22 protein-coding genes and 1 tRNA gene are annotated in these 20809 nt (G+C 41.4%); 2 read left to right on the top strand and 21 right to left on the bottom strand.

Annotation, left to right across the window (positions count from 1 at the left end; genetic code table 11):
• The first annotated feature begins 109 nt into the window (after positions 1 to 109).
• Together ACNART_RS08590 and ACNART_RS08585 are read left to right on the top strand one after the other, a co-directional pair.
• Complete coding sequence (locus ACNART_RS08590; RefSeq protein ID WP_164526285.1) at positions 110 to 340, top strand: DNA polymerase III subunit theta; 231 nt, start codon at positions 110 to 112, stop codon at positions 338 to 340.
• Between the two features lie 100 nt (positions 341 to 440).
• Positions 441 to 1559 carry an acyltransferase family protein gene (locus ACNART_RS08585; RefSeq protein ID WP_416303564.1) on the top strand — a complete coding sequence of 373 codons (1119 nt, stop codon included), beginning with the start codon at positions 441 to 443 and terminating at the stop codon, positions 1557 to 1559.
• 36 nt (positions 1560 to 1595) lie between these two features.
• On the opposite strand, the gene ACNART_RS08580 is transcribed toward ACNART_RS08585, so the two are convergent.
• The 21 genes from ACNART_RS08580 to ACNART_RS08480 all read right to left on the bottom strand — a co-directional run bounded on the left by ACNART_RS08580 (position 1596) and on the right by ACNART_RS08480 (position 20647).
• On the bottom strand, positions 1596 to 3830 hold the full coding sequence (locus ACNART_RS08580) for a phage tailspike protein (RefSeq protein ID WP_416303563.1): 2235 nt from the start codon (positions 3828 to 3830) through the stop codon (positions 1596 to 1598).
• Between the two features lie 113 nt (positions 3831 to 3943).
• A complete protein-coding gene (locus ACNART_RS08575; protein WP_416303562.1) occupies positions 3944 to 5995 on the bottom strand; it encodes a hypothetical protein in 2052 nt (683 codons plus the stop codon).
• Positions 5995 to 7440: a DNA transfer protein gene (locus ACNART_RS08570; RefSeq protein ID WP_260797974.1), complete on the bottom strand. Its 1446-nt coding sequence runs from the start codon at positions 7438 to 7440 to the stop codon at positions 5995 to 5997. Before ACNART_RS08570 ends, ACNART_RS08575 begins: the two co-directional genes overlap by 1 nt.
• Positions 7440 to 8099: a DNA transfer protein gene (locus ACNART_RS08565; protein WP_416303561.1), complete on the bottom strand. Its 660-nt coding sequence runs from the start codon at positions 8097 to 8099 to the stop codon at positions 7440 to 7442. Before ACNART_RS08565 ends, ACNART_RS08570 begins: the two co-directional genes overlap by 1 nt.
• Positions 8093 to 8554 carry a DUF2824 family protein gene (locus ACNART_RS08560; RefSeq protein WP_416303560.1) on the bottom strand — a complete coding sequence of 154 codons (462 nt, stop codon included), beginning with the start codon at positions 8552 to 8554 and terminating at the stop codon, positions 8093 to 8095. Before ACNART_RS08560 ends, ACNART_RS08565 begins: the two co-directional genes overlap by 7 nt.
• Positions 8554 to 9255, bottom strand: a complete 702-nt coding sequence (locus tag ACNART_RS08555) for a phage tail protein (RefSeq protein WP_416303559.1) — start codon at positions 9253 to 9255, stop codon at positions 8554 to 8556. The genes ACNART_RS08560 and ACNART_RS08555 overlap by 1 nt, the downstream gene beginning before the upstream one ends.
• A complete protein-coding gene (locus ACNART_RS08550) occupies positions 9252 to 11033 on the bottom strand; it encodes a packaged DNA stabilization protein (protein WP_416303558.1) in 1782 nt (593 codons plus the stop codon). The genes ACNART_RS08555 and ACNART_RS08550 overlap by 4 nt, the downstream gene beginning before the upstream one ends.
• Positions 11005 to 11502, bottom strand: coding sequence for a packaged DNA stabilization gp4 family protein (locus ACNART_RS08545; RefSeq protein ID WP_416303557.1), 498 nt, complete (start codon positions 11500 to 11502; stop codon positions 11005 to 11007). The genes ACNART_RS08550 and ACNART_RS08545 overlap by 29 nt, the downstream gene beginning before the upstream one ends.
• Entirely contained in the window at positions 11480 to 11683 is a 204-nt protein-coding gene (locus ACNART_RS08540) for a hypothetical protein (RefSeq protein ID WP_416303556.1), read from the bottom strand. Before ACNART_RS08540 ends, ACNART_RS08545 begins: the two co-directional genes overlap by 23 nt.
• Positions 11684 to 11734: 51 nt before the next feature.
• Entirely contained in the window at positions 11735 to 13018 is a 1284-nt protein-coding gene (locus ACNART_RS08535) for a P22 phage major capsid protein family protein (protein ID WP_416303555.1), read from the bottom strand.
• The gene (locus ACNART_RS08530) at positions 13018 to 13932 is read right to left on the bottom strand and encodes a scaffolding protein (RefSeq protein WP_416303554.1); all 915 of its coding nucleotides are present in this window, start codon (positions 13930 to 13932) and stop codon (positions 13018 to 13020) included. The genes ACNART_RS08535 and ACNART_RS08530 overlap by 1 nt, the downstream gene beginning before the upstream one ends.
• Before the next feature lie 14 nt (positions 13933 to 13946).
• The gene (locus tag ACNART_RS08525) at positions 13947 to 16037 is read right to left on the bottom strand and encodes a portal protein (RefSeq protein WP_416303553.1); all 2091 of its coding nucleotides are present in this window, start codon (positions 16035 to 16037) and stop codon (positions 13947 to 13949) included.
• Positions 16038 to 16039: 2 nt separating this feature from the next.
• Positions 16040 to 17323, bottom strand: a complete 1284-nt coding sequence (locus ACNART_RS08520) for a terminase large subunit domain-containing protein (protein WP_416303552.1) — start codon at positions 17321 to 17323, stop codon at positions 16040 to 16042.
• Between the two features lie 127 nt (positions 17324 to 17450).
• A complete protein-coding gene (locus tag ACNART_RS08515) occupies positions 17451 to 17891 on the bottom strand; it encodes a ubiquitin carboxyl-hydrolase (protein ID WP_115065249.1) in 441 nt (146 codons plus the stop codon).
• Positions 17888 to 18256: a hypothetical protein gene (locus ACNART_RS08510; RefSeq protein ID WP_416303551.1), complete on the bottom strand. Its 369-nt coding sequence runs from the start codon at positions 18254 to 18256 to the stop codon at positions 17888 to 17890. The genes ACNART_RS08515 and ACNART_RS08510 overlap by 4 nt, the downstream gene beginning before the upstream one ends.
• 54 nt (positions 18257 to 18310) lie before the next feature.
• The gene (locus ACNART_RS08505; RefSeq protein WP_259694984.1) at positions 18311 to 18538 is read right to left on the bottom strand and encodes a DUF2560 family protein; all 228 of its coding nucleotides are present in this window, start codon (positions 18536 to 18538) and stop codon (positions 18311 to 18313) included.
• 114 nt (positions 18539 to 18652) lie between these two features.
• Entirely contained in the window at positions 18653 to 18811 is a 159-nt protein-coding gene (locus ACNART_RS08500) for a hypothetical protein (RefSeq protein ID WP_416303550.1), read from the bottom strand.
• Between the two features lie 519 nt (positions 18812 to 19330).
• Complete coding sequence (locus ACNART_RS08495) at positions 19331 to 19783, bottom strand: lysis protein (RefSeq protein WP_416303549.1); 453 nt, start codon at positions 19781 to 19783, stop codon at positions 19331 to 19333.
• Positions 19780 to 20172, bottom strand: a complete 393-nt coding sequence (locus ACNART_RS08490; protein WP_368926985.1) for a M15 family metallopeptidase — start codon at positions 20170 to 20172, stop codon at positions 19780 to 19782. The genes ACNART_RS08495 and ACNART_RS08490 overlap by 4 nt, the downstream gene beginning before the upstream one ends.
• Positions 20169 to 20465 carry a phage holin family protein gene (locus tag ACNART_RS08485; protein WP_074379366.1) on the bottom strand — a complete coding sequence of 99 codons (297 nt, stop codon included), beginning with the start codon at positions 20463 to 20465 and terminating at the stop codon, positions 20169 to 20171. Before ACNART_RS08485 ends, ACNART_RS08490 begins: the two co-directional genes overlap by 4 nt.
• A 106-nt stretch (positions 20466 to 20571) precedes the next feature.
• Positions 20572 to 20647: transfer RNA gene (locus tag ACNART_RS08480), tRNA-Ile, on the bottom strand.
• Positions 20648 to 20809 lie beyond the last annotated feature (162 nt).

The raw sequence follows: 20809 nt of genomic DNA, 5'->3' as shown, positions 1-20809 counted from the left end.
AATTGGGGATAATTTTGAATTGATAAAAAGAAAGGTGATACTTTTATACCACCTCCTCATTTTTAATTCCACACCCTGCTATACTCTCCAAAAACTAACCGGATCTATTATGAACCTCGCAAACCTAACCCAAGAAGAAAAAGACAAAGTGAATGTCGATTTAGCCGCAAGTGGGGTCGCATATAAAGAGCGCCTAAACATGCCAGTTGTTGCGTCCGAAGTTGAACGACAACAACCAGCACATTTGCGCGAGTACTTTAATGAGCGACTAGCGTTTTATCGTGAGAGAAGTAAGAAATTGCCTGATGGGAATTCAGTGCAGTATTTGAAAACAGAGTGATTAAATATAATTATCATTCGGTATGTAAATTAAAATTTGTATTCACGATGCTATTAAGTATCATTTGATAAATTAGATGAGTTAATAAAAAGAAATAAAGATGATTACTATTGAACCAAGATACTTACTAGCTCCAACTATATTCGCCTCTTTTATATTTATGTCCTACATATTATACAAAGTTAAACTATTACCTCATTTGAGTGATTCTGGGTCAAGATATCAGCAAATAGACGGTTTGCGAGGCATAGCGGCTGTGTGTGTTATTTGCGCGCATAGCTGGAGGGTGACTATGTCTGGTGTAACAAATGATGAAATATTCAAACAAGATATGTACTACCATGCGAATCTAGGAGCTATTGGTGTGCAGATGTTTTTCTGCATTACTGGTTTCTTGTTTTTTAATAAAATAATAAGAGACAAAAACATCAACTGGAATTCTTTTTTTATTTCAAGAATAAAGAGACTTGTTCCTCTATATGCTTTTGTTTGCTCAATCATTGCAGTAACAATGCTATTTATGATTAATTTTCACATTGATAGTAACTTTTTATTTCAAACAGTTAAAGTCTTTAGTTTTGGGTTTTATGGCACAAAATACAACGTTGACGGTCACGAACTTGGTCATTCGTTAACGATGTTTTGGACTCTGACTTATGAGTGGAAGTTTTACTTTTTTCTACCATTGGTAGCCGCTTGCATGTCAAATAAAAAAATAAAAAATATATTTATTCTTATTTCTATAATATGGCTGATTGTATTTTTATTCAATGACAAAGGTGTTTTGTATAATTATTTTTTAACTGGCGGGCTATGTGCATATATAAAAAATAAATTCAATCCATCAGAAAACAGAGCTTTCACATTTATTTTTGTTGCCGCTGTTATTGTAAATTTGTTGTCAATCTACATAAATGATGACCCATATAGTATATTGAGATACGTTCTTTCAAGCGTTCTTTTCTTTAGTGTTATATTTGCATCCCCAAAAATATTAAAAATTAATGCACTTAGATTTCTTGGTGAAATAAGCTACAGCACATATCTAACTCATGCATTTTTGTTTTATTTCTGTGGTGAGGTGATAAAAAAAGTAATTAATCTTGGTGATTCAAGTGTGATAGTAACCTTATCAATAGCTGTAATTATGTCGTTTTTCATAACGTTAATATCATCATTAACATTTAAATATATAGAGCATCCATTTATTAAAAAATGATTTACGCTTTGGCAGGGTTCCATCCCTGCCACAATATTAGCTATTAGGCAATCCGAAATTACCAACTTTTATTGCGCTTGGCGCGAAGTTTCTTACCTGTGTAGTTACCGTTCCTGTAACAAAATGATTTCCTATAAAAATAGCATTCTCACTTTGATTCCCACTTATGCCAGTATCGCTATTAGAAAGAGTATTTGATACAAATGATTTAGAACCTCCTTTTGAGGATATATCAACAGCAGATCCTTTTATCCTGCTTGATGTGTTTGTGCCAGATATTACAGAATTGATCACCTTTATGCTTTTTGATTCACGCAAAGGAGACTCCTGCCTAATTCCATAATGTAATGATAAATCACCGATCAAAGTATCACTTATTGATACCCCATCGATTAACACTTCGTCGAAGTCAATAACTCTAATGGCTATAGGTGTAGTTGTTGAAGCTGGATTTAGATTTGCACCTTTTATGTATCTTAAATTGCTTATTGATATTTTATTTACGTAACTGCTAGATGATGATTGAGCGTACATTAGGTTTGGAGAATCTCCATTTACTACGCCACATAAACTAACGTTTCCTGTTAAATTTCTAGAATAAATAATAAAGTCATATCTTCCGGCAACATCAAGAATATTAATTCCAGAGATACTTAGGTTATGTACATTTGATATTCTTAGCAGAGAGTTTTCAGATCTTATCTTGCTGTTTTTTGATCTCACCACACCAGTCATTGAAATATTGTTTACGCTTAGTCCCCTTAATGTACTGACATCATCAAGGGATCTAATATGAACAGCATCGCCAATATTCCCATTTGAGCTACAATTATCAATGAGTACATTGCTAATGTCACTACCAATTAATCCGATGTAAAACCCACTACATAACCCAGTTGGGGGAGTTTGGTCTTCTGGCAAATTATCTTCAGGGACATTATTTTTAGTGGCAATGCAATTTATAAACTTAATGTTATCAATAATAAAATCATCTGGTTTTGATAAGTACTTATGCCCGTGTATATTAAAACCAAATCCGCAATTTAACTCAGAAATACAATTTTCAAATGTTAGGTTTTTAATTGGTATATCAGTGATTTTAAATCCACAACAACTTTCAGTTGAGATAGTTCCAGAATCCGGCATGAATGTAATCCCATTGTTGCTTGCAGTGCAACTTTTAAAATTTAAATTTTCCAGACCGAAACTTTCTGCAATCCCTGACGCATTTGATGCCATGCGAAATCCATCGCTACATAAACTTGCCTTACAGTTAGAAATATATGAGTTTCTGGCTCCAGTGACAAATAAGCCGTAAGTTACCGCAAAAAAATGAACTCCGCTAATATTAACCCCATTAACCTGCCTCTCGCTACCAATTCTAATTCCAATAGCTATTTTTGGATATTCCAGTGATTTATCTATTTTTTCTCCATTTATTGTTAGCTTTCCACTTATTGTTATATCGTCATTATTGATTATTAGCATTGAGTTTTCTGATGCGCTTCCATCAGATTTTATTTCTACATTATCAAAATAAATACTTTGTCCATTCTTTAAGTTATGTTCACCTGATAACAAGTAGCTTCCACTGGGTATAATTATATCGACACCTGATGATAGTAGTTTATTAAATTGAACTGATGAACTTAAGACGCCATTTCTATCCATCCCGAACCAGAGACCGTTAAGTTTACCATTATAAACACGCTTCCATCTCCTTCCTTTTAAATCTACCAATACGGTGCCATCGTTATCCTCCGATGCCCTATCCTCGTTATCAACGAAAAATTCACCATTAGCACCATCGAAAACAGAGCTTCTCCCATAAACATACGCTCTATCCCTATCTCCAGAGTAATTTCTTATGTCATCGTAATTAGCAGAACCAATATATGACCAGCCAAAATTTCCTGAAATTTTCATACCAAACTGATCAGGATCGTACTTTAAAACATTGGGGTAATAGAATTGCTGTGCGCCGTAACTGTCATACACAGCCATTGAATGACCTTCCACGGTCACAAACTTAGCAATCTGGCCACCAGATACAGGAAATCCAGCTTGGTTGATAATTAATGGTTGATGCACTGGAATATGAGAACCATCTTCATTTTCTAAATAAACCTGAATTTGGTTTTCTGGTAATGTTGGGTCGGTGTCAATTTTACCAATAAAAATCTTACCATTACTCGCCGCTTGGAATTTCCTTGCTAGAGTGAATAATTGTGACGGCATTGACACGACGACATTAGGAATAATATCTGACATTGCTTTCTCCAAGCGTGAGTAGTCGCACCAGTGTTAATCTGGTGTATTTTGGACGTAAAAAAACCGCAACTAAGCGGTGTTGTTATTTTGTAGGTTGTCCATAACCTAGTTGATTATTTCCTGCTTTCGGCTTGACCAGTAGCAGTTAGAGTGTTGATGATATTAGTTATCGCTCTATCTCTGGCAGTACTTCCTCGTGGTGTGTTGTGTAGGCGTAACAACATGTTTCTTATCGCTGGTGATTCATACATTCTAGCAATTAAACCGGTTCCAGCTTCAATACCAAGAGAAGTGCCGCCAGTTAATAGCGTTGCCGCTGTTCGTGTTGGCGTTATTAGTGACATCCCCGTTTGCGTAACTTGGTTTGCTGTACTAGCCCTTCTGGTTGCCTCAAGAACATCGCGCATTCCCTCAACCATTCTTCGTTGTTGCTGGTTAAAGACTGTATTAAACACCTGACCGTTTGACTGATTAATTAGCTGATTTAATTGAGTAACCATGCGCTGAGGAGAGCCATTTGCCTTTTCGTAGGCGCGAGTCAAATAAGCAGATCGTAATTGGTTTCTGCCATTCTCATTGACCATATTGAATATTCTGGCAATATCACTAGGACGCTTACTGTAAACAAGATTGTTGATTAGCTCTGGTGTGATGTCACCTTTCTCCAAAGCGTTCTTTAGCCCTGTTTTCTCTATCCCTCTCGCTATGTTTCGGTATTCGTTATTTGCATGACGAAGCTGATTTAATGCACCAGCACCTAGATTCTGACCAACAGATCTATTCATGTCATTTGTCATGGCTGTGTTTATTCTGTTGTATGCAGACTCAAGAGCTGTAGGCATTGCTAAGTTATCGCCCTGCAAACTTTGACGAAGCTCTGTCCTCAAATTACGAAGCTCTTCAAAGCTAGCACCATTTGCAACCCTATTTCTGAGGTTCGTTAGTATTTGCGTAGCGGCGTTATTTGGAGCTAAGCCATTTCCTATCCGTTGTAATGCCTCATCAATTGCTGGAATAGATCTGGTTGGAGTAACTGGAACACCTGTCATTTGCTGAGTAATGTTATTTATCACGCCACCATGCATGTCTTTAGCCCTGCGCAATCCTGCGTTAATTTCTCCCTGCATAACATGCGGAGCATAAATACCGAATTCTTGCTCAATCATCTGCGGAACAGACTCGACAAAGTTTTCTCTTTGCTCTGCTTGTATTGCCCTGCGGTTACCAGTGCCGCCAATGCTTTGTTCACCAGCTTGTTGAAGCTGTCTTCCTACTGACGTTCTTGGCGGTAAAACATCGGTTGTTAGTACATCTATTCCGTTTTGCTCCGCATTCCTTAATAGTTGTTGAGTTTCTGGCGCGATATTTCCACTTGTTGCACGAGATAGACCGCTAAGTCCGCGCTCAATAGCTTTCCCTCCCCCACCAATACCAGCAGACAATGCAGTTTGCCACGGGTTAATATCACCACCACCTGCCATATTAACGGATGACTGCAATGCTAAGTCTGTACCTGCTGATCTGGCTGTTGCACCGACAATTGTTGGCGCTCTCGCCGCAGGGGTAAACGCAACTGCGTTTGCAATAAATGGCATTATGTCTTCAGATGATAGACCGGGCTTGTTTAATGCGTAGCGACCGGACGGGAAATCAACCAGTAAATTTCCCTTTTCATCTTGAGATACTTGCCCGCCCATATTGCTGATGACTTTTACAAAGTCGTTATCATTACCGAACATTTGCACCCAAGCCGCTTTCATTGCATCAGTATTAAATGCATTCATTTCTGGCGAAGACATGATCCCCTCTAGTCCTTGAACTTCAGGAGTCATCTTGCTTTCGCCAGTAAAAGCATCTATTACGTTTTCACGGAAACCTTTAGCATCATCAGACGATTGCTGTAAACCTTGTGAAAGGTTCTGGTTAGCTTGTTTCATGCCAGCAATGTAGCTGTTTTCTGGCTGTGGTGGTTGGGTTGCTTGTTCTGGTTGTGATTGAGGAAGTGGGTATGCGGTATAAAATTGTTGTCTTGCGCTATCTACGTCGTTACCAACATTTGGAGCAACTACTTCATTAAAATATTGCTCCTGTGCTGATACCTTTTGTTCGTTAGATAGTGATTGATACTCAGGTGACGAGATCACCTCTTTCCATGGTTTAGCCATTACCCACCCCAGAGATTAGAATACCCACCTTGATTATTAGCGGGCGCTTGTTGTGTTGGTTGCTGACTTGCTGGTGAGCTTAAATTGGCATTATTTTTAGAGTTGAATGCCTTTGTATACTGATCGATTATCTTAACTGAGTTTTGCAATGCTTCTGGGCTAGAGTAATCAAGTTGCGGCATGGACTGGAAGAACATCTTAGCCTCAGCGACAGTATTGATTCCACTTGCACCCATCTCTCTAGCTGCGCCAATACCTTGATTCTGCATGTTTCCTTGAATGCGTTGAGCAGCATTATAAAGAGCCCTTGCATCTTTATTTACCGTTCTAGTCCCTGCATCTGCGGTAATCGGTGCTGTCCCTGTACCTCCGGTAACACCAGTTATTGCATTTAGCTGAGAGGCTGGAGCATTTGCAATTAAAGATAAATCCTCATTCATTCTCGTGCTTGATGCTGTTCCAGCAGTAGATGACACACTAGATAAAGCGTTAACAGGAATAGTTACTACATTGCCGTTCGCATCAAACCCTTTGTAATATTTGGAATCACCAGCGCCTTGTGCATTGGGGTCTATCATCACAGTCTGACCATTAGCCAGTTGAGCTTGTTGCATTTCAGTTCCCGATTTGCCTTTGAGCGCCAAGAACTGTTTACGTTGCTCAGGTGAAAGTGTCATCATGTACTCATACTCCTGAACTGCCGCTGGCTTACTTCCTGCTGAGCTAGCTGAACGCATAGAGTTTTGAGCGGATATGTTCTGACCGCGAACCTGTATCTGATGGCCTTCTCTTGTTAATGCTTCGCCAGCTTGATTGCTTCTGATTTGCTCATCCAAACGACCTTGGTCAATCTGTCTGCCAAGTTGTTTATCTTGCAGGTTAAAATAATCATCAATTCCTAGTGATGACATGCCAATGTGGTCCGCTAATTGAACAGCCGCTTTAGGGTCTTTTTCTGCAATAGAAACGGCTTCCATTGGGTCAATACCAAGGCGACGGAATGTATCAGCATTCTGTCTAACGTAGTCAGTAGCATTACCATTCATTACCGCATTGCGATAGCCAGATGATAAGTTACCCAAGGATTCGCGAACATCAGCGGAAACGCCTTGCATACCTCCAGTAATAGCTTGAGCGTATTCAGGATAAGTCGCTAGTAACTGCCTCATACCATCGCGATCACTATTTGCGTATGCCTCACCCCATGCTTTTTGGAATTCACCTAGTCTTTCTTGTGCTTGATATTCTCCGATGGTGTCTTTAATTCCTTTCAGACCCTGCAAACCTTGCAATAGAATATTGTTACCACCAGAGCGGGCTATCTCATTACTTCTATTGATGGAATCAACTACGAAATTTGCATCACTTGCTTGAGGTGCATTTGAATTATTTAAGCCAATAGAGCCTAAAAAACCAGCTCCATTACTAGGTTGCCAAGTTGCCATTAGAACAATCCTCCGAGCAATCCAAGACCGCCACCGATTGCAGCGCCCCATGGACCACCAATGGATGCCCCAGCCATTGCACCACCTAAACCACCCGTGATCCCTTGCTGAAATTGTGAAGGTCGATTAGCCATAGCCGCTTGAGCATTTGCATTTTGTTGTAGCAATTGCCCCATATTGTTTGCGTAGTTTTGACCAGCACTAGCCTGACCCTGCAAAGCACCAAGCCCAACATTGGCTAAGTTCTGGTAGTTATTCATCTGGTCAGCCAGCCAACCTTGACCAAGCGTAGGAGCGATAGATGCAAGTTGATTACTTGTTGCTGTTGAACCCAATCCTCCAGAGGCTTCCGCACCTTGTAATTGTTGGTATCTTGCCTGACCTGATAAATCGTTAAATGCTTGAGAGTTGTAGTATTGGTTTAATGCTTGACCTTGACCTTCTAAAGAAGATAAGTTTTGCAATTGACCAATGTATTGCTGGGCAAGCGGCGTAAACGGCGCAAGGTTTTGCATGTTCGTCTGCCACATTTCACGCTGTAACGCCGTGGCTTCACGAGTCGCATCAGCTTGAGCACCAGCACCACCATCACCGCCACCTTTCATATACCCATTCATTGGTAGCAGTGAGTTTCTGAATTTCTCTGAAATAATCAGCATTTTAATAACTCCTCGTACTGTTCGCGTTTGAGTTGATAGATGGTGACACCTACTGGTCTGCCATTACTCATATATGCATCATCTAAATGACCGACACGTGTAGCACCAATCATTTTCACAATAACGCGACCATATTTTGTAGTATCAGGAACCATAGTTACTGAGTTAGTGAATTGACTGTTTTCCAGTAACCATTTGCAGAATAATTTATGTGCATCAAAGGCGTATTTACCACGGAATCCAGCATCAAATATGGCGTGACACTCAACAACTGTATGCCAAAAATTACGCACCTCGAAAACACCAACCAATAGAACTCCCTCATAAATACCTAAGTAAAGCGCATTGGGTTTAATGAAGTACTGATCATTGCTATCAACGATATTTCCCGTGTTCGACTTATCATTTAAAAACTCAGATAGTCGAATAGGATTATCAATAATTTTAATTTCCATTAGTCTATTAATCCGTGTGAGCGAAGTGCATCTTCGAGCGCCTTGATTCGTTGTCTTGCCTCTATTAACCCGTTTGCTAGAGTTTGCATTTCTGAACGAGTGTAATCGGCGCTGAATGAGTAGGACTGGTTAGCATTAAACGAGCCCTTAAATGCTGTTCCTGTTGCTGATGTAAAGCCAGTAACGCGAGTGCCAACAACTTTAGTTCCGTTTACTGAGTAGGACGTTGAAACATCGATAGGAGATAAAAGCTTCTGTTTTTCTGTTTTACTGAGAGAAACGTAATCAACTTTGATTTCAGATATTTGACCATCGAGGTCTTGTATCTTTATTTTCAGCCCATCAACGTCCTGCTCAACGTTAAGAACTCTTACCTCTAACTTAGATAAATCCTCTTCTGTTTTTGTGATTCGCTCTTCATGATTAGCTAACTTAATACCATGCTCAACAATTGTTTGTTCGGCTTCACCAAGTCTTTCCTCATGATCTTCAAGAACAATATCTTGCTCATCATTCCTCTTTTGAGCATCGAAAGCTTCAGCGCCAGCCTCATTTGCACGACCAGCCACCTTTGCCATATCATCAGCACCGCTAAGCACTATTCGTCGATATGTTTCACTAAAGTTAGTCGGTAGGATATCTGGAACAATGTAAGCGGATTGAATTTCTATGGGTTTAGAAAGGTTTTCACTTGCCATCATTCGACCCTCATCGATAGATCACTCAGAGTTACAGGTGACTTAGTGATAACACGAACCTTAAACCCTATGTTCTTTCTCACTCTTCCTACTCGTCGCCATAACACGCGGCGGTCATATTGGAAAGGTGAGTTTTGTTCAATCATTTGCTCACGACCAAAGTTAACGCCATCAGTTGTTGCAGAGAGAAATAACTTATCAGCAACCTGAGCAACACCTGTTGATGCCTCAAGCTCTAAATCAAACACCCTTGCGTTATCGGCTTTAGCCATGGGCGTGTATAAAATATGCTCTACTTGTTTGTCGTACTGAGATGATTTATTGAAAGTAAGATTACCAACAAGTCCCTCATTCTTATCTGCGACAGTGATCTGATTACCTTCGTACATAAAATCAATTGCACGATAATTTTCTTCATACAGCCCAGACTTTAGAATGCACCACTGCGGATATTGCTGGCTTCCCGCTGCGTCAAAGCAAAGTGTATGGCGTTGTAAGTGAACAATGAGTAACTCATGACCATCAAAGCGAATATTCTCAAGAACTGCCAGTGACAGCTCGTCTGAAGTATAACTACGGATGATCTTATCAATGCTTGCGGTAGATATTTGACTAGCAGAACCAGAGCCGAGAATATAGACAGACGGCGCGCCGTTCGCTGGGTTGCTGATGAATGCAAATGATTCACCGAACTTACACTTAGCGTCACGACCAGCAATGCCCATCTGAACCATATAAGATGGTTGTGGCGCGTATATTACTTGTGACGCACTCGTTGAACCTGTAATTGTGAAATATTCGATAGTTGAAGAACCAAAGCAAAGAACCATATCACGCCAAGAGGCAATGGCAATTATGCCGTCAGGTTGAGATTCAGCGGTGTAAAATGGACGGAATTTATCAGGCTTTGACTCATCATCTAAGTCAGTAACTCCGAATCTTTCACCTCCTTTCTGTAACCAAATATAGCGCCCTCGGTTACGAGCGACATCAACAACATCACCTAATTCGTATTGAGGATACCTTTCAACTACCTCTAACACTTCTTGTGTCATTACAAACTCAGTAACGTCTTTTGCTGTTAGTTCGCTGGATTTAGCAAGGTTCATTTTATACGTTACTGTGATTTTACCGCCTGCACGCTTAACACCTTCGACTAGAACGTCAGTAAGATAAGGTTTCTCGTCATCTTCCTGCTGAGATAATTTAACACCTACCATTTGCTCAGTGATAAGCATCTCATTACCAGTTTTACCATCAGAGGTTTTAGGTGTGATTTTTAACGTTAAGAACCCATCCAGATCATTCTTTGTGAGTGGCACAAAATCATCATTGCCGTCTTTATGAGTCCATTTCTTAACGTCGCGTTTATAGCCTTCAGTGATTACCTCTTCCTCAGGCCAGTTAGATAACTCCTTAACCTCACCATCATAGCGATAGAGTTTTAACTTACCGCCTGACGCTACTGCTTGACTGTAACCAGAGTGCGCCATAGTCACCCTATCTTTACCTTGAATGTCAGCAACAGCATTCTTCCCACGATAAAGTTTGTTACCACACACTCGATAGACCGTGTTGTTTTTCGTGTTGTACTGAACACCACGAGATACACCATCAACACTATGACGCTTTTCTAATGCAGGAAATGAGCGCAAGTAACCGGACGCATTCAATACTTCTTTTGGTGTGGCCAACATATTAACTGGAAGGCCGTCAATATAATCTGCTGTATGCGGGTCTTTTCGCAAACCTCTAGCAAGAGGGATCTGAATTCTTGGCATGTGGTTTTCTCCTGTGGAAGTATCGTTGACCAGTCATCGTTAATAAGCGATTACCTGAGCCAATAGGGAAACCATCTGGATGATGAGATCTGGCATTTTTAGCTCTCTTTAAAGCACAACTGCGCATGAGTCTTTCTTTGCCATATCTAGCAGTTGTAATAACTTTATCGAGTGGGATGATTTGATAATCGGGAGCGATACGAGTGGCTAAGTTATAGATAACCGCATTGATTGCTTGCTTGTGCAACCCGTGCTCATCACCTTGGTCAATGGGTGTATCTTCATCAGCGAACTTATAACCAGTATGAATTCCCGCGCCATCTTCAAACCACTCATGCATCATTGACTCTAAATCAACCACGCCATCTTCTAATGACTGTGGCTCGATATCGGTTAATGTAGCATCGGAAGCAACACCTAACTTACGTAATGCCGCTACGACTAACTCACCCTTTGTTATGATCTGCATCTTTTACCGCCTTTTTCTTGGTAGCGGGTTTATCTTCAGCCTTCTTCTTGGTGTCGTTTGGATTTTTACACCAACCATCTTTCAAATGACTTTCAATTTCATCATCGTTGACAGTGATAATTTGAAGGCTCATCCCCCAAATTTTCACATCACCATCAGATTTATAAAGCATCGTTTTCATTGTCATCTCCAATAAAAAAGGGAGCCGAAGCTCCCAAATAACAACGAGGATTTATTTTTGACCAGTAAGACCAACACCGACAGCTTCAGGTCGTTTAGTGCATGCTGAATACCACACAGCAATACGACATTTACCTTCCAGTGTTGAGATATCACCCTGATATGCAACAACGCCATTTAGACCGACAGATGGGATGCTGAATGACTCAGTTTTCATTCCACTGAACAGCGCATGATTAAGAGGGATCGGCTGTGACAGCAGAGTGATTGAGTCATCAGCCCAGAAGATATTTGTCTTGGCAGTTTTCACGTTAATGACACTGATTGCAGCCCCTGCCGCCAATGAGGTGTTAACGTTGGCATATGCACGCTCTTCCGGTTTCAGAGCCACATCATCCAGAGCGATAGGTTTCGGCATGATAGTGATGTTGTTACCCTCAACACCAACCACTGCAAACGTTGCGTCTTGTGTCAGTAAGTCTTTCGCCATTTGCGAGATGAACTTAACACCAGCAAAGCTGATCTTATCACCACGTTTAAATGCTGATCCGTCACTAACTTTAACTACTGCCGTGCGGTTATCAACGTTTTCACGGTTTCCATCAACATCTTCTTTCCACGCCTCAGGCTTGAACTTCTGAGCACCATCGACGGTAACACCCGTGGCAGTTGCCGCTAATAACGTTGGAAGTTTAGGCGAGCGAAGAACGTCTTCAAAACCTGCAACTTGTTTTTGAATGGTTCCTGATTTGTACGCTTCCTCTTGAATGCGACCATATAAATCTTTACCAACCAAGTTATAACCAGCTTTTAGGTAATCGTCAGGGTTAAAGAAGTAACTCAACCCTTCATTGCGGTTTAACTCACGAGAGAAGATAAGAGATTCGGCCTGAGATACAAAACCCCAAGAATCTGCTCCGTTAGATAGATCACCAGCATCAGCAATAACCAGTGAGGCAGTTTCAGCCGCCTGTTTAGCAATAGACGTTTCCACGTTGTTTGCTAATTTCAAACCTGAAGCTCGGATGCGACGACGCAATGAGGTTTCATCGCGCACATCATCGGCACGCAAACCAAAGAAATCATTATCAGGAACGCCCATGTTACATTTAACAGAAAGCTCCAAGATACCTGTCGCTTTATTGGTTAAATCCCAACCTTGTTGAGTCGGTGCTTCTTGCTCTACTGGCATCCAGACTGTATTTTGTGAGCGTTGCATATCACCAGCTGGAGGTGTGTATTTACCTACACGCTGAGCCATCGGGCAGTTATTTTCGATAGTGTTTACTACTTCATCCACCATATAGGTGATGATTTGACCTTCATTTAAAGCCATTATTTTATTCCTTGTAATTTAGCCTTGATAGCGCGGTACTTTTGTACATCACCTTTACTTGCTGCATCATCCATTTGCTTTTGTAATGCCGCGACATTTGCCGCTGTAACATCACCGCTAATAGGCTCGTCAGCAGGAGGCGCGGATGAACGTTGTGAACCGCGAGGCTTGAGAGTTAAACGATCAGCTAATCGAGTTAGCTCAATAGTTGTTTGGACTGGGTTTTTGCTAAATAAATCTTTGGCTTTTTCTGGGTTTGAGCCCAAGTAATAAATGATTGCAGCTGATTTATCTGGGAAGTTTTGAGCAATTGCTTCATAGACACCTTGAGGTAATACTTGCAATGCAGAATCTTCTTTTTCCTGATAATCAGGCAGGTTTAGCTTCTCAGCCGCATCATAGTGCGCCTTGATTGCATTAGCTACTTGTTGACCTTGCTGTGTATATTCCTGAGTTTTGCGCCCCTGATCAGCCACCGCTTTACTTCTTGCATCCAAAGCTTTGTTTTGCCACTGCAATAAATCAGCTTGGAATGCTGCGTTTGCTTTGTGTGTGTCGTAGTCATATTTTCCTAATGCCTCATCAGACAAGTAATCATCTAATTTTGGCATTGCAGGAAGTTCAGGTTTTACACGCAAGTGTTCTGGAAGCTCGCCGTTTTCAATAGCTTTAACCTGCTGTTCGATTTCTTTCTGGCGTTTGCGAGCGATACGCTTTGCCGCTTGAACAGCGTTGTTATTGGGCTTTCCTTCCTGTGTGCTCTCATCGTCTTTCAGTACAATATCGAAGCCTTCTTCTTGTCCTGCGTTACCGTTGGCATTATCGATAACTGAGCCATCTGCGGATGCCGCCGCCTGATCGCCAGACAGGATTAACTCTTCAGATTTATTCTGAATTTCGGTGGTTGTGCTCATGATATTTAACTCTCTTACATGGTTTGAGGATTTTTCTCGACGTTATTGTCGGTAGGAATATTTTGTTGTTGCTGTTGTGCAACCTCGTTCAGAAGTTTAATTGCTTGCATCACTGCGCCTTGCTTCAAGTCCTCAGCCTTAGCTAAGGTCAATGTAGTGTTGGCCTGTGATTCAAGTGCATTATTCTGAGCGGTAAATGCTTTTATTTGTGTTTCAGCCATGCGATTCTGTGCGTTAACCAGTTCGGCTTCTGCTTTCTTCTGCTCGGCTTGTGCTGCCACCATCATTGGATCTTGATTGCTTTGTGCTGCTTGTTGAGCTTCCATCAACCATTGTTGCTCTTCCTCGGTCTCTGGTTTCTTCAAGCCATTAACAATCAATTCCTTGTTGGCGTAATCTCTGATGTATTCAACGCCCTTGCCTTCCATCATATTTGCATATGTAAGCATCATGACATTCCACATTGGATGCTCTACTGGAACCTTGGTGATAAGCTCGCCTATCTCAGCCCTAGCAGCATCTTTTTGTGATTGGAAAGATGGACCCACATCAGTAAATGTTTCGTACTTGCCTCGGATATCATTGCGAACAATCATTTCACCTTTGCGAAAGTCTAATTCTTCCTGCATTAGCTCAATCTGATTCTCACCTCCATCTTCAGCAGTTGTTGTTACTGTTCGATTTGTGTCGTATATCTCAGCTGCAATTGATGCATAAATTTCACCATCACGGCGCATTGCGATAGCTAAGTTATCCTGAAATACATAGGTTTCTAGGTCGATGCGGCTATTAAGCTGATTGACAGTATCAAACGCTACTTGCCCATTAGCCGCCTCAGTATCAACACCGACACGAGCTGTTGACTTGGCGGCTTCCGTTGCAACTTCTAGTAGTAATGCGTCAGCTTGTGAAACCTCGGCATTCTCCATATACGCAACAGGAGAAGGAGGAAGATCAGCATTGTTCTCATCAGTACGGTTGATTAGATAGTAAGGATAGTCATCCTCACCGCTATACATGTGCTCATACCCTGCTATTTGCTCAGGGTGAAAAAATGGCTTCTTCTTAGGTGACTTAGCTGCGGTGTCAGCAGACTTGGATAAGATAAAGTTACGCAACCGTTGAGCATCTTTAGATAATCTGACAACTCCTTCATACAGTTCATTATCATCAAAGAATGACCACTCACCATACACAGGTACAATTGGAATATGCTCGCCAGCTATCGGCATTCTATCTTTCAGGACACCTGTGCTAGTGATGATTGACTTATAGACTCTGCGTTTTTTAACTTTACGCTCACCTACTTTCTCATAACCAGCATCAGCCAATTCATCAATCTTTTCTTTCGCTTCCTTTGCCGAGTACGTTTTAAGGTCATTAGTTAGCGGATCACGATAGACAAATACTAACTCTTTCTTTTCCTCTACCTCGTAATACTCAGCAATATGAATTGTCTTTCCATTCGACCAAGTGAAAAGTAAGTCGTTATTAGGTGATTGGAAAGATGGTTGAATATCAGGATCTAACCCGTACTGCTCAGCGAAAGACTCCCACCCATTAACATTCATTGCGTGAATGATGGTGCAATTCTTAGCGTCCGACTTATCCATTGCCTTAGCATTGCAATCCCAGATAACGTGAGTGCAAGACTCATGCATTGGAACACGTCGGATAATCTGGTTATTACTGGTTGGGTTATCGTCCTCATACTCAGTAACTAAACGCCAAGCACCGTAACCACATTCGATTTGCTCTCTCACTGCCACGTTAACGGCAATCTTTGAGCTATTGTTACGCATGTCAGTTCGATACATGCCCATGAGAATATCAGCGGCATCTGCTGGCGCGTTATCCTTTGGCCTGTACTGAACCTCAATAGGATTCTTACGCATCTCAGCAACTAGCTTACGAACCATTGGGCGCACTACATCAAACTGACCTCGGTATTGCAATGTGACGTAGCTTTCAAGCCAATCATCCCACTGACTAACACGACTAAAGAATAAATCGTTTCTCGCCTCCGTTCTGGCATTTTCAGATGCAGAGTAATCGAGGTCGAATTTGCGAAGTATTTTCTCAAGCCGCTCTTTTCTATCGACCATTATTATCTCCTAATCGGCCTAATCGGTGCGGGAATTACTCGCTGCTTAACCTTTCCTATCTCGCCAAATCGTTTTGCGAATCTGCGCATCATGTAGGCGTATCGAGTAGCATCAAGTAAGTCGTCACGAGTTTTAACAATCTTTCCTTTTTCGTCGCGATGATAGAAGTTGTATTCTTCAAACCAATCACGCAAACCACGGAAAACTTTGAATCGCCCTGTTCTCATTAGGTCATATATTTCAAATAGACCAGCCTCAACAGAGCGGGATTTATCAGGCCACTGAGCAGGATCATTAAGCATCTTAAACCCTGCATCTTCGTAATATTCTTTTTGCTGTAAACCAGAGCCTTTTTCAGTTTGCAATCCATCTTGTGGCCATGCGGTAGGAATATCTTTAGCCCACTTATTTACAGCACCCCACGCCTCAGCAGGGGATGTCTTACTAGCCTTCCATGCCCTAGTGACGTAATAAGCGTCATTATCTAAATCGATAGCTAACTGTATGTGTGCTTGAGGGTGATCCCACCCAAAGTCCATACCGTCAATTACAGCCCAGTGATCAGGAACAGGAAATTGGTCACACGTTATAAACTCTTCACCAAAGTCATAAATACGACCATGACCAAGCATCGGAATACCTTTAGTCCGCATGTCACGCTGATGTGGCGGGAACGAAGCTAGTAATTCAGTTTTAACTTTTTCGCTCAAGTGTGGCGCATCATCCCAACCAACATTCATACACGTTTGAGCAGATGATGGAGCATCCATAAAGCTAATAACTAAATCTGTTCTGCCGTTCTCTGGTGTAAATGTCAGGATTCCACGACCACCGCGACCTTTATCACCTGTTGCGGTACGAGTTAAAACCTGCGGATAAATAGTAGGGTCTTTTGGCTCCTCATCGATATGGAACCAATCAACACTATCACCCATCAATGCATGCTGACCTTGTGAGTATGACCAGAATTGAATCTTTGATAAGTTACCTGATTTATGCCTGATGTATGCAGAACGAACGGCATTAGGCGTAACAGCCATTGGCTCAGTATCGACAATCAACTCACTAGGGATCAACCCACCCTGCCAGCCGTTATCCGTTTTCCTGCCAATGATGGGTGCTTGCAATAAGTCTCTGCACTTTTCACCAGAGTAACCAAGGCACCAGATAAGCGGTGCATGCTCGAACTTATACCCTTCCCAATCGTCAGGATAATCACCCATTGCATGAATAGCGTCGATATAGGTAGCTGTGTCAGTCTTTCCGACTCGGTTAGCTGCAATCAATGCAACCTGCGAATATTCGATACTTAGTGCAATGAATTTCTTTTGCCAAGGGTAGCGAGTTTCGTAATAAGTTTTGTAGCGGTAGACATTTGCGCGGCGGGATTTTTCCTCAAGGAGCCTAAGAAGCTCAATTTTCTGCTCCCTGTCCATTATTTAGCTCCTTAATGCGCTTATCTAATTCTTCATCGGTCAAATCAGTGATAGTAATTTTCTGTTCGTGTTGAATGCGATCACCATAACGTTTAGGTGCCAACTTGGATGCGTACCATTTACGGGCATCAACCTGCAAACGAGCCTTAGCAACTGCCGCACCATCTTCAATAACCGCATCAGATAAGTTGATGATATCTTCGGCTAATAATTCCGCCTGAACCTCGCGCGCGTGCGCGTATTGTTCCCGAAACTCTTCATGCCTTTGCAGCCATTCCATTACTGTGCTTATCGCAGGTAGGCTAGGTCTTTTGCATATCTGGCGCAGGCTTTCACCTTCCATTAAAAGCTTGCAAATATCCTCTGCAACTTCCGGCATATAACTAGACGGGCGACCACCTTTGTTTTTCTTTGTCATAAGTCATCACCATCATCACTAATTTTGTAATAAAACTTATTTATCTCATTACTAATCCAACCAGTTAGATACGCCAACGCCTCATGATTTTCGTAGTCTACTTTAATACCAACTATTTCTAACACCTTCCATGCGGCATGCACTGACTCATGAGATATAGTGTCGGCATTAAAACAATCGATATCTTTAAAGCTAATGAGGATAAGCATCTCACCAGTTTTTGTGTTTTCAATCTGAACAACCTGACCCATATTTGATGATCTATGTATGCCAGAACCATAAATATTATCTGCAACATCCTCAGTAGCGCAGATATGAATATTAAGTCCGTATATGGGGACTTTTACTTTTTTATGTAATTTCATATATCCCCCTTTAATCAATTATCCAGCCCACTCGTAAATGAGCTGTGTAATTAACTACTGTGCGAATAAATCTAATGCCTCTTGAGCATCACGGGCTGCTTTCTGTGCTCGCGCTACAAACTGAGCTTCTGTCTGGCATGTTTTGTATGCGTCTTTGAATAACTCAAACTTAAGTGCGTCGTCTTTTACGAACTCGATAGCCGCTTGAGCTGCTGCGGTATCATTGCCAACTAATCGGAGTAGTTCTAAGCGCATTTGATTCTGTGCTGTAATTTCTGTCATTTGATGTTCCTGTGTGAAGTTAATCGCAACCATCATCACGTATCAATACGTTACTTTGGTCACTTACGGCTTACCCGTCAGCAAGAAGGATCACCTCCTGTCACCTTGTCGGGGTTATTCTTTGTCTCGGATAGCTTTATGCTTTTCACACTCAACGCCATATTCACAGCATTCAGTGAACCCGCCTTCAATATTTTTGTACCAGTAATGTTCACCAGCGTGATTGATGCAGTGCTTATCTGCTGTGAAACCAGAGTGCTTATCTTTTTGCATCATGATATTTCTCCATTAAAAAGCCCCGCTATTGAGCGAGGCGGTTGTTTTCTAAAAACTTACGTTGATTATTAACAGATTGGCTTACTGGATATTGGTAATCTATTGTTTTCACACATACTGGTGAAATCCCTGTGGGAGCCCAAACTCACAGGGTTATTTTTATCTTGCGTTTTTTATTTAGGTAGGAAATAGGTTAATCAGAATTATCAATCTAGTATATATACCTACTTAAGCTATACTAAGTAAGTATCACTATACTTTGATTAATATCTTGCTAGCTTGCCCACGCACCCATGCTGGGCTTTTTTTTATTTCATCACCTGTCGTTGTTGTTCAATTTCCCGTATTGCTTTCTTGTTGGGAGTTAATTCAAATGAGCTTCATCAATAGAAAGCTCTTTATTCGACTTATCATCAAATTGCTTAATAAACTCTTCAGCATGTAACTTTATTTTAAATGCACACATTACGTATTTCTTATTCAGACTAAGATCATTACATGTGACTAGATATATTTTCACTGCAAGCACTCCGTTTTAATGTAATCCTGCAAATACAAAGTTTGCTGTTCGTTCTCGATTATCATTTCTCTGAGACGTAGATAATCTTGTTCAACTGCTTTGTTAAGTCGTGCGGTGACTTCATTGCTTCCGCTTTCGGTGGGATTCTTGGTGACTGCTGGACACTCGGCTTTGATGTACACCCGCTTAGAACCAGAACTAACAGCATCACGAAGATTGTCGATTTCATTCTTTGCACTGGCTAACTCCTGTGAGTGACGAATATCGAGTTGATTTAATCGAGTGATACGGGCTTGGTAGTCTTTGTTGATTCCGACTTGTTGGGATAGTTGTTCAGTGAGTGATTGGTTTGATTCTTTCAGCTCATCGATTTTTCCTGCCTGCCATCGAGTCATGATAAATAACAGCGTCATCATCACAGCACAGGCAATTAACAGTTTTTTACTCATGCTGGATATGTCTTATGGGTTAATTGGAAGTGAGGGCCATCTTTAAATGTTTTCCAGTTACCGCCCCACTCGATATCGACGCCGAACTCTTTCGCCGCTTGCATCATGGTATCAGCTACTTTTTTAAAGTATGACCAATCATTCCAAGGGATCTGGTTATTTACCAGCGGAGCACAATCAACAGCGTGGCCAGTTAAGTGACGACTATTCATCGTTTGGCTTTTACCGCTTGCAACTAACTGCCGTTGGCGGGCTTCGTTGCGCTTACCTTCAATCACCATAAAATCAATATCGGTAATTTCTAATGCTCGATGTACTACCTTAACCAAATCAGGATGAACGCCACGGAGGTTTTCTTCACTACGCCTGCTTAATCTAAACTTACTCACTTCCTGCCTCCTGTAAATTTATCCCAGAAGAAATCCAATGCTAAAGAGCCAGCGGAACCACATAAGCCAGCCGTAAATAACGTGTAGTAGAATGAGGCGTTAAGCTCTATTGATATAAGACCACCCATCATTCCAGCAAAGCCAGATACGAACATTTGCATAATTGCTCCCACCCAGCTCCACCGATAACCATTGCGCTTATTGTCGATAATATATCTAGCTAATCCGCCGTATAGGGAGATAGCGAATATGACACCCCATGCGGTGGCACTGAATTTGTCTTTCTCGTCCATTCGTGTCATACCGCCTCCTTTCTGGAGGAATTAGTTAATAGAACGCCGACTCACAGATTTTGAGTGAATGTGATAACGAGGGTAATTGTTCTGTGGTCGGCATATTTGGTGCACCTAGAACGGATTCGAACCGATAACCCATCGATTATGAGTCGAGCGCTCTACCATTGAGCTACTGGTGCATATACAAAAAAAGACCGCCTAAGCGATCTTCAAAATGAGTTGTTCGGAATAACCGAACATGTGAACTTGTAATAATTACTTACAGGTTGCTATTCCCTAGAATTCGGGGGAATTAAAATAGAAAGCCCCAAGTGTATCGCAAACCAGATTCCTCCGCTCTG

The sequence above is a fragment of the Proteus sp. LHD240705 genome (genome assembly GCF_047921555.1).
GTDB lineage: Bacteria > Pseudomonadota > Gammaproteobacteria > Enterobacterales > Enterobacteriaceae > Proteus.
Note: the sequence above shows the minus strand (reverse complement) of the source record. Positions and strands in the feature narration are given on the sequence as shown.

What these genes read in the sequence shown, in the direction of transcription:
- ACNART_RS08585 (WP_416303564.1), top strand. Translation starts at nt 441, where the DNA reads ATGATTACTATTGAACCAAGATACTTACTAGCTCCAACTATATTCGCC.
- ACNART_RS08535 (WP_416303555.1), bottom strand. Translation starts at nt 13,018, where the DNA reads ATGGCTTTAAATGAAGGTCAAATCATCACCTATATGGTGGATGAAGTA.
- ACNART_RS08530 (WP_416303554.1), bottom strand. Translation starts at nt 13,932, where the DNA reads ATGAGCACAACCACCGAAATTCAGAATAAATCTGAAGAGTTAATCCTG.
- ACNART_RS08485 (WP_074379366.1), bottom strand. Translation starts at nt 20,465, where the DNA reads ATGGACGAGAAAGACAAATTCAGTGCCACCGCATGGGGTGTCATATTC.
- ACNART_RS08510 (WP_416303551.1), bottom strand. Translation starts at nt 18,256, where the DNA reads ATGAAATTACATAAAAAAGTAAAAGTCCCCATATACGGACTTAATATT.
- ACNART_RS08570 (WP_260797974.1), bottom strand. Translation starts at nt 7,440, where the DNA reads ATGGCAACTTGGCAACCTAGTAATGGAGCTGGTTTTTTAGGCTCTATT.
- ACNART_RS08590 (WP_164526285.1), top strand. Translation starts at nt 110, where the DNA reads ATGAACCTCGCAAACCTAACCCAAGAAGAAAAAGACAAAGTGAATGTC.
- ACNART_RS08575 (WP_416303562.1), bottom strand. Translation starts at nt 5,995, where the DNA reads ATGGCTAAACCATGGAAAGAGGTGATCTCGTCACCTGAGTATCAATCA.
- ACNART_RS08525 (WP_416303553.1), bottom strand. Translation starts at nt 16,037, where the DNA reads ATGGTCGATAGAAAAGAGCGGCTTGAGAAAATACTTCGCAAATTCGAC.
- ACNART_RS08565 (WP_416303561.1), bottom strand. Translation starts at nt 8,099, where the DNA reads ATGCTGATTATTTCAGAGAAATTCAGAAACTCACTGCTACCAATGAAT.
- ACNART_RS08505 (WP_259694984.1), bottom strand. Translation starts at nt 18,538, where the DNA reads ATGACAGAAATTACAGCACAGAATCAAATGCGCTTAGAACTACTCCGA.
- ACNART_RS08555 (WP_416303559.1), bottom strand. Translation starts at nt 9,255, where the DNA reads ATGATGGCAAGTGAAAACCTTTCTAAACCCATAGAAATTCAATCCGCT.
- ACNART_RS08495 (WP_416303549.1), bottom strand. Translation starts at nt 19,783, where the DNA reads ATGAGTAAAAAACTGTTAATTGCCTGTGCTGTGATGATGACGCTGTTA.
- ACNART_RS08545 (WP_416303557.1), bottom strand. Translation starts at nt 11,502, where the DNA reads ATGCAGATCATAACAAAGGGTGAGTTAGTCGTAGCGGCATTACGTAAG.
- ACNART_RS08580 (WP_416303563.1), bottom strand. Translation starts at nt 3,830, where the DNA reads ATGTCAGATATTATTCCTAATGTCGTCGTGTCAATGCCGTCACAATTA.
- ACNART_RS08550 (WP_416303558.1), bottom strand. Translation starts at nt 11,033, where the DNA reads ATGCCAAGAATTCAGATCCCTCTTGCTAGAGGTTTGCGAAAAGACCCG.
- ACNART_RS08500 (WP_416303550.1), bottom strand. Translation starts at nt 18,811, where the DNA reads ATGCAAAAAGATAAGCACTCTGGTTTCACAGCAGATAAGCACTGCATC.
- ACNART_RS08515 (WP_115065249.1), bottom strand. Translation starts at nt 17,891, where the DNA reads ATGACAAAGAAAAACAAAGGTGGTCGCCCGTCTAGTTATATGCCGGAA.
- ACNART_RS08540 (WP_416303556.1), bottom strand. Translation starts at nt 11,683, where the DNA reads ATGAAAACGATGCTTTATAAATCTGATGGTGATGTGAAAATTTGGGGG.
- ACNART_RS08560 (WP_416303560.1), bottom strand. Translation starts at nt 8,554, where the DNA reads ATGGAAATTAAAATTATTGATAATCCTATTCGACTATCTGAGTTTTTA.